Source organism: Gemmatimonas sp. (genome assembly GCF_044345575.1).
GTDB lineage: Bacteria > Gemmatimonadota > Gemmatimonadetes > Gemmatimonadales > Gemmatimonadaceae > Gemmatimonas.
In genome coordinates this window covers 1-3761 of sequence record NZ_JBIJAW010000311.1, presented here as the reverse complement: position 1 = coordinate 3761, position 3761 = coordinate 1, and the positions used below count along the sequence as shown (strand labels likewise).

Annotated in this window: 3 protein-coding genes; 2 read left to right on the top strand and 1 reads right to left on the bottom strand. The window is 67.1% G+C overall.

Annotated features, from left to right (window positions below):
• Window positions 1-1437 (top strand): FtsX-like permease family protein (locus ACIQ6O_RS14220; RefSeq protein WP_396208441.1); only part of this gene is annotated, 1437 nt, incomplete at its 5' end.
• Window positions 1438-1470: 33 nt separating this feature from the next.
• Window positions 1471-2658, top strand: a complete 1188-nt coding sequence (locus ACIQ6O_RS14215; RefSeq protein ID WP_396208440.1) for an efflux RND transporter periplasmic adaptor subunit — start codon at window positions 1471-1473, stop codon at window positions 2656-2658.
• Window positions 2659-2679: 21 nt separating this feature from the next.
• Here the strand turns inward: ACIQ6O_RS14215 and ACIQ6O_RS14210 are convergent.
• Window positions 2680-3761: MFS transporter (locus ACIQ6O_RS14210; protein WP_396208439.1), on the bottom strand; the 1082-nt coding region annotated here is incomplete at its 5' end.

Below are 3761 nucleotides of genomic sequence, written 5' to 3'. Positions count from 1 at the left end.
ACGCTGGTGCGCCACTACGCATCGATTGCCCTGACACCCGTGCTCATCGGCGCCGTGTGCGGTAGCGCGCTGGGGCTGTGGTTGGCCGGCCTGCTCGCCACGCTCTACGCCGCGTACTATCGCATGCCCGACGCGGCCTTCTCGCCCGACTGGCGGACCATCGTGATTGCCATGGCCGTCACGGTACTCTCGGCCTTCGTGGGGGCCGCCGCGGCCGTGCGCCGGGTGTCACGCCTGCCCGCCGCCGAAGCCATGCGTCCCGAAACACCACTGCGCTTTCGGCACGGCTGGGTCGATCGCTCGTGGTTCCTGCGTCTCCTCTCACCGACAGCCAGACTCACGGTGCGCGGTGTGCTACGGCGGCCGGCACGTGCGGGGCTGGCCATGCTCGGGATGTCGCTGAGTATCGCCGTGGTGATGGTCGGCGGCTACATGTTCGATGCCATCGCCATGATGCGCGACGTGCACTTCACCGAGATCCAGCGGGAGGATGTGGCCGTCACCTTCTCGCACCCCTCTGGTCGCGATGCCTTGTACGAACTGGCGCACGTCTCCGGGGTGACACGCGTCGAGCCGCTCTGGGCCGTACCCGTGGCCCTGCGACACGGCGTGCGTGAACGTCGGGTGGCCATCAGCCTGATCACGCCCGACGCTACCCTGCGTCGTGTGGTCGGCGCCGATCGACGCGTCGTGGCGGCGCCACGTGATGGTCTGCTGATGTCGACCGCACTCGGCGGGCTGCTCGACGTGCGTGCCGGCGACTCGGTCACCGTGCAGGTGCTCACCGGCCGGCGGCGCACCGTACAGGTGCGCGTCGATGGCCTGGTGGACGATCTGATCGGCACGAACGCCTGGATGACTGGCGCGCAACTCCGGCAGGTGGCGGGCGGATCAGCCGTGGATGGTGCCGCACTGCTGGTCGATCCGATGCTTCGCGACAGCGCCATGGCACAATTGCGTCGCATGCCCGGAGTCGCCGGGATCGGAGACCGTGCGGCCGTGGTTGCGAGTTTCGACAAGGTCATGCGCGACAGCTTCTACGTGACACTGATGGCGCTCGTGGGGTTCGCTACGGTGCTCGCGGTTGGCGTGGTATACAACACCGCGCGTGTAGCGCTGTCGGAGCGCGGGCGCGAACTGGTCAGTCTGCGTGTCCTCGGCTTCACCAGACAGGAAGTCGCCAACATGCTGTTCGGTGAATTGGCCATGCTCGGCGTGGCGTCGGTTCCTGTCGGGCTGGCCATCGGTGTCATGTTGTGCGCCGCCATGGTCACCGCCCTGAGCTCCGAACTCTTCCGTCTCCCCCTGACCGTGTCGCTTCGCACGTGCGCGTGGGCGGTGCTGGTGCTGTTCGCCTCTGGCATCGCCTCGCTGTGGTTGGTGCGGCGGCGACTCGATCGGATGGACCTCGTGGCCGTACTCAAGACGCGTGAGTGAGGACCCAACCATGATTGATGACGGAGTCATCGCATGAAGACCAAACAAAGTCTGGTGCTCCTTGGTGCAGCGGTCGTGCTGGGAACCGTGCTCTGGTGGGTGTTTCGATCGCCAGCCCTTCCGGTCCAGGTCGGCGTCGTCAGTGACGGTCCACTGCGCCGTACCGTCGACGAGATGGGCACCACTCGGGTACGCGCCCACACCGATGTGAACGCCCCCGTGGCCGGGCGCTGGGTGCCCATGGCCATGCAGGAAGGCGACATGCTGGCGATCGGCGCGCGTCTCGGCGTGCTCTATCCGGCGCCGGCGGACGCGGTGGCGCGTGAGCAGATGCAGGCGCGCCTCGGCAGCGCCGATGCCATGATGCGTGAGGCCGAGACGAGCGTTCGTGGTGCTCGCACCGGACTCGATGACGCACGTCGGACCCGTGTACGCATGGAGGCACTGGGAGCGGCCGGCGGCGTGTCACCGCAGGAGGTCGAGCGCGCGCGCGATGCGTTCAGCAACGCTGCGTTGCAGTTGCAGTCCGCCGAGGAACGGCTACGGGCCGCGCGCTACGATCGACAGCAAGCCGCGGCGGCCGTGGCCGGGACCAGCGGCGACGGGGCGGGATTGCCCATCAGCACACCACAGGCTGGCGCGGTCCTCGCGGTGGCCGAGCCACACGAACGGGTCGTGTCAGCCGGTGCGCGATTGCTGGAGGTTGGAGATCCGCGAGACCTCGACGTCATCGTCCCTTTGCTCACCGCAGATGCCCTGCGCGTGCGTGAGGGAGCGGCGGCTCGGATGACGTTTGGCGGCGAAGCCATGAGCACATCCGCGGAGGAGCAGCCCGGCGATACGATCATAGGCCGTGTGGTGCGTGTCGAGCCCGCGGCCTTCACCCGCCTCTCGGCGCTGGGTGTCGAAGAGCAGCGCGTCAATGTGGTGGTGGCGATACCCGCCACGGTGCACCTCGGCGATCGCTATCGGGCCGATGTCCGCATCACCGTGTGGGAAGCCCCACGCGTACTGCGGGTCCACGCCAGCGCGCTCGTGCGTGATGGTGATCGCTGGGGCGTGTGGCGCGTCAGCGAAGGGCGCGCACGTCTCGTGCGTATCCGACTGGGCGAGCGGGGCGGCGAGCTTGTGGAGGTCCTCGGCGGACTCACCGCCGCCGATACCGTGGTACTCTTTCCGAATGAACAGCTGCGTGAGGGCGCGTCCGTGAAGATGAAGTGACGCGCAACCGGTGATCGCAGCCTAGGTGGTCTTCCGCGGCGAGTACAACTCGAGGTCGCGCCCCATCAGAAGCGTCGTCAGTACCACCGTGGCACTGATCCAGAATGGACTCTGATGACCGAACGTGTCGAAGGCGAGGCCAAGCATGACCGGAAATGCCACACGGGTAATGCCGCCGAAGGTCTGTTGCACTCCCATGTAGAGACCGCGCTCGGTGCTGCTCACCACGCGTGACAGCATCGCAGTGACGCACGGGAACGTGAAGGCGGTCCCCAATGGCAGCATACCCACCGACAGCGCGAGCAATGGCAGGTTGGGAGAGAACGACAGGCCGATCAGTCCAGCGGCGAGTAGAAGGATTCCCGCGCGGCTGAGCCGTGGTTCCCCGATGCGGTCCACCAGACGACCGAGCATGAGCGCGCGTACCACCACGCTCAGCACGCCGATGTACATGAAGAAATAGCCGATGGTGTTCTCGGTGACACCGAATCGATCAGCGAGGAAGAGCGCGAGGATCGCGGTCGTCCCCTGAAAGGCGCCGATGGCGAGCGCGTAGATCAGGATGAGGCGCGAAGCCGGCTCGCTGGGATGGCTCATCACGCGAAGCACCGCCTCGCGGGAGCCTTTGGGTTTGGCCTTCGTGCCCTCGGAGCCCGGCTTGCGGATCTCCGTGAGATAACGCGACGCGAACACCATGTTGACCACGCACAACCCTGCCGCCACCAGCCCCGGTGTGTTCTTGCTCCACAACTGCACCCACGAGCCGATCACGGGCCCGAGCGCCACGCCGGCGTTGGTCGCCGCCGAGAGCCAGCCGAGGCTCTTGGCGCGATCCTCCGGGCGTGTCGCATCGGCCACGTAGGCCTGAATCACACTCACCGTACCGCCGCCCGCGCCTTGCACGATGCGTGAAAGGAACAGCAGCCAGAGGCTGTCGGCATACGCGAACACCACGTACGCCAAGGCACTCGCTCCAAGTCCCACCATCAGCGCCGGCCGCCGGCCGTACTTGTCGCTGAAACGGCCCCACACCGGCGCGCTCAGCAACTGCGCCACGCTGAAGGAGCTCACGAGTAACCCGACCACCGCACCACCGGCACCCA

Excerpts from the sequence above, each read along its gene's own strand:
- ACIQ6O_RS14215 (WP_396208440.1), top strand. The coding sequence starts at position 1,471 with ATGAAGACCAAACAAAGTCTGGTGCTCCTTGGTGCAGCGGTCGTGCTG.